Here is a 5,723-nt window from a genome sequence, read left to right on the forward strand (position 1 = left end):
TGTTTATTACCCTGGAAGGCCCGGAAGGCGCCGGCAAGAGCACCAACCGCGAGTACCTCGCCGAGCGCCTGCGCGCCGAAGGTATCGAGGTGGTGCTGACCCGTGAGCCTGGCGGCACGCCGCTGGCCGAGCGCATCCGCGAGGTGCTGCTGGCCCCTGCCGACGAAGTCATGAACCCCGATACCGAGCTGTTGCTGGTGTTCGCTGCGCGCGCTCAGCATCTGGCTGAAGTGATTCGCCCGGCACTGGCTCGCGGTGCGGTGGTGCTGTGCGACCGCTTTACCGACTCGACGTATGCCTATCAGGGCGGCGGTCGCGGTTTGTCGCTGGAGCGTATTGCCGCGCTGGAGACTTTCGTACAGGGCGATCTGCGTCCTGACCTGACGCTGATTTTCGATCTGCCAGTGGAAATCGGCCTGGCCCGCGCCAGTGCGCGTGGCCGTCTGGATCGTTTCGAGCTGGAAGGCCGGGCGTTTTTCGAAGCGGTGCGCAATGCCTTTCTTGAGCGTGCCGAAGCCGATCCGGCGCGCTATGTACGCATCGATGCCGGTCAGCCTCTGGTCAAGGTTCAGCAATCGCTGGATACCTTGATTCCGAACCTGCTGGAGCTGACTCGTGGCTGAGGCCTATCCATGGCAGGACAGCCTCTGGCAGCAACTGGCCGGACGCAGTCAGCACGCCCACGCGTATCTGCTGCATGGCCCGGCCGGAATCGGCAAGCGCGCGCTGGCCGAACGCCTGATGGCCAGCCTGCTGTGCCAGCGTCCGACGCCCGAGGCATGCGGCGAATGTAAATCGTGCCTGCTGCTCAAGGCCGGCAGCCACCCGGACAACTACATCCTGGAGCCGGAAGAAGCCGACAAGGCGATCAAGGTCGATCAGGTGCGCGATCTGGTCAGTTTCGTGGTGCAGACCGCGCAACTGGGCGGGCGCAAGGTGGTGCTGATCGAACCGGTGGAGTCGATGAACATCAACGCGGCCAACGCCTTGCTCAAGAGCCTTGAGGAGCCTTCCGGCGATACCGTGTTGTTGCTGGTCAGCCACCAGCCGAGCCGTTTGCTGCCGACGATCAAGAGCCGTTGCGTGCAGCAGGCATGTCCGTTGCCGGGCGAGGCCATGAGCCTGCAATGGCTGGCGCAGGCGCTGCCGGAGTGTTCCACAGAGGAGCGCGTCGAATTGCTGACGCTGGCGGCCGGTTCGCCACTGGCGGCGGTCAGCCTGCAGTCCCAGGGCGTGCGCGAACAGCGGGCGCAGGTGGTCGAAGGGGTGAAGAAGCTGCTCAAGCAACAGCAATCGCCGACGCAACTGGCCGAAGAATGGAAAAACATTCCGATGCTGCGTCTGTTCGACTGGTTCTGCGACTGGTCGAGCCTGATCCTGCGGTATCAGCTCACCCAGGATGAAAATGGCCTAGGGCTGACCGATATGCGCAAAGTGGTGCAGTATCTGGCGCAGAAAAGTGCGCAGGGCAAAGTTCTCGATATTCAAGACTGGATTCTTGCCCAACGGCAAAAAGTCCTGAGCAAAGCCAACCTCAATCCGGCGTTGTTGCTGGAAGCGTTATTGGTGCAATGGGCGGGATTGCCTGGTCAAAGATAAGAATGTGTACCTAGACTCTGAACATCAGCAGTGGAGGTCAACATGAATGAACCCATGAGCCCGGGGCCGCGCAACGGCATCCTGTCCCTGACCATCAAGGACAAATCGGTGCTGTACGCCGCCTACATGCCGTTCATCAGGAACGGTGGCCTGTTCATCCCGACCAACAAGAGCTACAAGTTGGGCGACGAGGTGTTCATGCTGCTCAACCTGATGGACGAGGCGGAGAAAATTCCGGTGGCCGGCAAGGTCGCCTGGATCACCCCCAAGGGCGCCCAAGGCAATCGCGCAGCCGGTGTCGGCGTGCAATTCAATGATGGCGACAACACCGCCCGCAGTCGCATCGAAACCCATCTGGCCGGAGCGCTGAAGTCCGACCGTCCCACTCATACGATGTAAGTTGCAGTCCCTTTTATGCTCGTAGATTCCCATTGTCACCTTGATCGCCTCGACCTCGCCGCCCATGACGGCTCGCTGGATGCCGCACTCGATGCCGCTCGCCAGCGTGGGGTAAGGCACTTTCTGTGCATCGGCGTGAGCGCCGATAACGCTGCTGACGTCAAATCCCTCGCCGAACGCTATGACGACGTCGATTGCTCGGTCGGCGTGCATCCGCTGGATGTACAGCCGGGCGCGGCGCCGGCGCTGGACTGGTTGCTGCACGAACTCAATCACCCGAAAGTGGTGGCAATCGGTGAGACCGGCCTCGATTACCACTACGAACCGGAAGCCGCCGAGCTGCAGCAGGCATCCTTCCGCCTGCACCTGCAAGCGGCGCAGCAGACCGGCAAACCGGTGATCATCCATACCCGTGGCGCCCGCGCCGATACCCTCGAGTTGCTTCGTGAAGCGGCGTTGCCCCAGGCCGGTGTGCTGCATTGCTTCACCGAAGACTGGGACATGGCCAAAGCGGCGCTGGACATGGGTTATTACATTTCCCTGTCCGGCATCGTCACCTTCCGCAATGCCGATGCACTGCGCGACGTGGCGAGCAAGGTGCCGGCCGATCGTCTGTTGGTGGAGACCGATTCGCCGTATCTCGCGCCGATCCCTTATCGCGGCAAGCCGAATCTGCCGCAATACGTGCGCGAAGTCGCGGAGTTTCTGGCGATGCTGCGCGGCGAAAACTACGAGCGATTCGCCGAGCAGACTACCGAGAACTTCAAGCGCCTGTTTCCCTTGGCGAGTGTTAAATCGTCCATGTAGGAGCTGCCGCAGGCTGCGATCTTTTGACGTTGTTTTTAAAGAGTCAAAATCAAAAGATCGCAGCCTGCGGCAGCTCCTACAGGTGCGATGTACGTAAGTGACAGGGTTTTTTCACCAAATTCCAGGCAAAAAAAACCCGGGTTCTGGGGGGTGAATCCGGGTTAAGACCATTAGGAGTAAAACAAAGGCACGCGGTCCCTTGGTACCTTTACCGGCACGGCACTTGGGGGAGATGCCGCCCGACAGTTCAAGTATTGATCAGTCTGGCGTTCAGTCCAGTTGAGTGGTTGGGGTTTTTAAACAAATTTGGAATACGTGCGCTTCAGTTGAGTTCTCATTACGCCCCTGGCGTTCGCAAAATGAACAAGAAACACAGATATGGTCGGATGATCCGTGCATTTTTGCGCAAGTTAGGCATAATACGCGGCTTCGAATTTTGACCCCTACAGACCTTTTCTTATGCACAAAGAACCTCGTAAGGTCCGTGAGTTTCGTCGCCGCGAGCAAGAAATTCTCGATACCGCGCTCAAGCTGTTCCTCGAACAAGGTGAAGACAGTGTCACCGTCGAGATGATTGCTGATGCCGTTGGTATCGGCAAAGGCACGATCTACAAGCATTTCAAATCCAAGGCCGAGATCTATCTGCGGCTGATGCTCGATTACGAGCGCGATTTGAACGAGCTGCTGCATTCGGCCGATGTCGACAAGGACAAGGAAGCGCTGTCCCGTGCCTACTTCGAATTCCGCATGCGCGACCCGCAGCGCTATCGCCTGTTCGACCGGCTCGAAGAGAAGGTCGTAAAAGGCAATCAGGTGCCGGAAATGGTCGAGGAGCTGCACAAGATCCGCGCCTCGAACTTCGAACGCCTGACCTTGCTCATCAAGGGCCGGATCAGCGAAGGCAAGCTTGAAGATGTGCCGCCGTATTTCCACTACTGCGCGTCCTGGGCGCTGGTGCACGGCGCGGTGGCGCTGTATCACTCGCCGTTCTGGAGCAATGTGCTGGAAGATCAGGAAGGCTTCTTCCAGTTCCTGATGGACATCGGCGTGCGCATGGGCAACAAGCGCAAGCGCGACCCGGAAACCCCGAGCAGCTGAATCATTCAGCGGCTTTATCGCGCCATGATTTCGCTACATGACGCAGTACCGCAGGAATATACTCAGGCATAGGGCTTGCTAAAACTTGATTTGTGAGTCAAGTTTTAGCGGCTCGAAATTCTATCGCCGGAGTGATCATGATCGTTGACCGTCAAGGCAGGCGTTTTCGCAATTTGCGCATCAGCCTGACCTCAGCCTGCAATTACGCCTGTACCTACTGCGTGCCCAACGGCAAGCGGCTGGTGGCTGCGCAGGATGAACTGTCGGCCGAGGCCATGGCCCGCGGTGTGGCTTATCTGATCGAAGCCGCCGGCATCGAACGCTTGCGCATCACCGGTGGCGAGCCGCTGGTCAGCCCCAAACTCGAATCTTTCATGAGCGCCGTCGGCAAGATGGGCCTGGAAGACATCAGCCTGACCACCAACGGTCAACTCCTGGCGAAAAAACTGCCGCTGCTGGTGGATGCCGGTTTGCGTCGGATCAACGTGTCCCTCGATACGCTGGATGCTGGCGCGTTTCGCAGCATTGCTCGCGGCGGCGATCTGGCGACCGTGCTCGACGGCATGGATCAGGCCAAAGCGGCGGGATTGAAGATCAAGGTCAACATGGTGCCGTTGCGCGGGCAGAATCTGGATCAGGTGATGCCGCTGCTCGATTACTGCCTGGAACGTGGCTACGAGCTGCGTTTCATCGAGCTGATGCGCATGGGCCACCTCGCCACCGACTCCAATGCCTTCCTGCAACAATTCGTCAGCCTGCAGCAACTGCTGAGCCTGATCGGCGAGCGTTATGAGTACGCCCAGGCCGATGCGCCGGTGGACGCCACGGCTGTGCGCTACGCAATCCCGGGTCTCGGCCATTTCGGCGTGATCGCCAACGAAAGTGTGCCGTTCTGCCGAACCTGTTCGCGCTTGCGCCTGTCGTCGACGGGCTGGCTGCACGGCTGCCTGTCGTCGAGCAACCGTCACTATGTCGGTGATCTGCTCGACAAGCCGCGCCATCAGGCATTGCCGGCGCTGCAGCGTCTGTTGGTCAAGGCGCTGGGCGACAAGCAGGAAGTGGCGTTCTCCGGTGGTGCGACCGTCATGAAGATCATCGGCGGCTGAACAACCGCTTTCGCGAGCAAGCTCGCTCCCACATTTCGAATGCATTCTCCTGTGGGAGCGAGCTTGCTCGCGAATACGATCTTACAATCAACGAATTTCCTGAGCTGGCGCAAAAGCTGCATCCAACGGCCATTCGCCGGTTTTCCGTCACCGGCCTCTGGAGGATGAGGATGCGTAGCCTGGTTTTGCTGCTGGCCGTTTTGGCGCTTGGCGGCTGTATGACTGTCAGCGATATGGCCGAAGGCACTCGCTATCAGATGAGCGACGCGGGGCTGCTGGATCACAGCGACAGCCGCCGGGTGAACAACTTCCGCATTCAGCCGGACTCGTTCATCTACATCGCTCAGGGCGCGTTTGCGCCGCCGGGTGGCTCCTATCCGCGCCCGAACGTGGTGGCTGAAGAAGCCTTCAAGGGTTTTGTCGAATATTTCCCGATGGTGCGTCGCGCCCGGGCGCCGGAAGGCCTCGATCAGGCGATGGGCGAAGCCCGCGATGCCGGCGCGCACTACCTGCTGTACACCCGTTTTGCCAAGGCTGACGACCGTATCGGCAACTCCGATGAGTGGCTCGATCAGGAAGCCGTGGATCGCCTGGGCATCGACGGCGGCGTGATTCAGATCATGTTGATCGAGACCAGCACCCAGTATTTGATTGATACTGCACGGATCAAGAGTCGTGGCGGTTTACTGACGTTCCACGACAACAAGCCTGAAG

General features: G+C 59.5%; 7 protein-coding genes. All 7 read left to right on the top strand.

Going from position 1 to position 5,723, the window contains the following annotated elements; all coding sequences use genetic code 11:
• On the top strand, positions 1 to 623 hold a 623-nt coding region (tmk, locus tag DBR18_RS07500; RefSeq protein WP_108589879.1), incomplete at its 5' end, for a dTMP kinase.
• Positions 616 to 1,599, top strand: a complete 984-nt coding sequence (locus tag DBR18_RS07505; protein WP_108589870.1) for a DNA polymerase III subunit delta' — start codon at positions 616 to 618, stop codon at positions 1,597 to 1,599. The genes tmk and DBR18_RS07505, both read left to right, overlap by 8 nt.
• A 42-nt stretch (positions 1,600 to 1,641) precedes the next feature.
• Entirely contained in the window at positions 1,642 to 1,998 is a 357-nt protein-coding gene (locus DBR18_RS07510) for a PilZ domain-containing protein (RefSeq protein ID WP_064588676.1), read from the top strand.
• 15 nt (positions 1,999 to 2,013) lie between these two features.
• A complete protein-coding gene (locus DBR18_RS07515; protein ID WP_108589871.1) occupies positions 2,014 to 2,805 on the top strand; it encodes a TatD family hydrolase in 792 nt (263 codons plus the stop codon).
• A gap of 459 nt (positions 2,806 to 3,264) precedes the next feature.
• Complete coding sequence (locus DBR18_RS07520; RefSeq protein ID WP_007950805.1) at positions 3,265 to 3,903, top strand: TetR/AcrR family transcriptional regulator; 639 nt, start codon at positions 3,265 to 3,267, stop codon at positions 3,901 to 3,903.
• Between the two features lie 137 nt (positions 3,904 to 4,040).
• Entirely contained in the window at positions 4,041 to 5,009 is a 969-nt protein-coding gene (locus tag DBR18_RS07525; protein WP_103484729.1) for a GTP 3',8-cyclase MoaA, read from the top strand.
• 170 nt (positions 5,010 to 5,179) lie between these two features.
• A partial coding sequence (locus DBR18_RS07535; protein WP_256588612.1) for a DUF4823 domain-containing protein occupies positions 5,180 to 5,723 on the top strand: 544 nt, incomplete at its 3' end.

The organism is Pseudomonas sp. HMWF021 (assembly GCF_003061005.1).
GTDB lineage: Bacteria > Pseudomonadota > Gammaproteobacteria > Pseudomonadales > Pseudomonadaceae > Aquipseudomonas.

Excerpts from the sequence above, each read along its gene's own strand:
- DBR18_RS07515 (WP_108589871.1), top strand. The coding sequence starts at position 2,014 with ATGCTCGTAGATTCCCATTGTCACCTTGATCGCCTCGACCTCGCCGCC.
- DBR18_RS07520 (WP_007950805.1), top strand. The coding sequence starts at position 3,265 with ATGCACAAAGAACCTCGTAAGGTCCGTGAGTTTCGTCGCCGCGAGCAA.
- DBR18_RS07525 (WP_103484729.1), top strand. The coding sequence starts at position 4,041 with ATGATCGTTGACCGTCAAGGCAGGCGTTTTCGCAATTTGCGCATCAGC.
- DBR18_RS07510 (WP_064588676.1), top strand. The coding sequence starts at position 1,642 with ATGAATGAACCCATGAGCCCGGGGCCGCGCAACGGCATCCTGTCCCTG.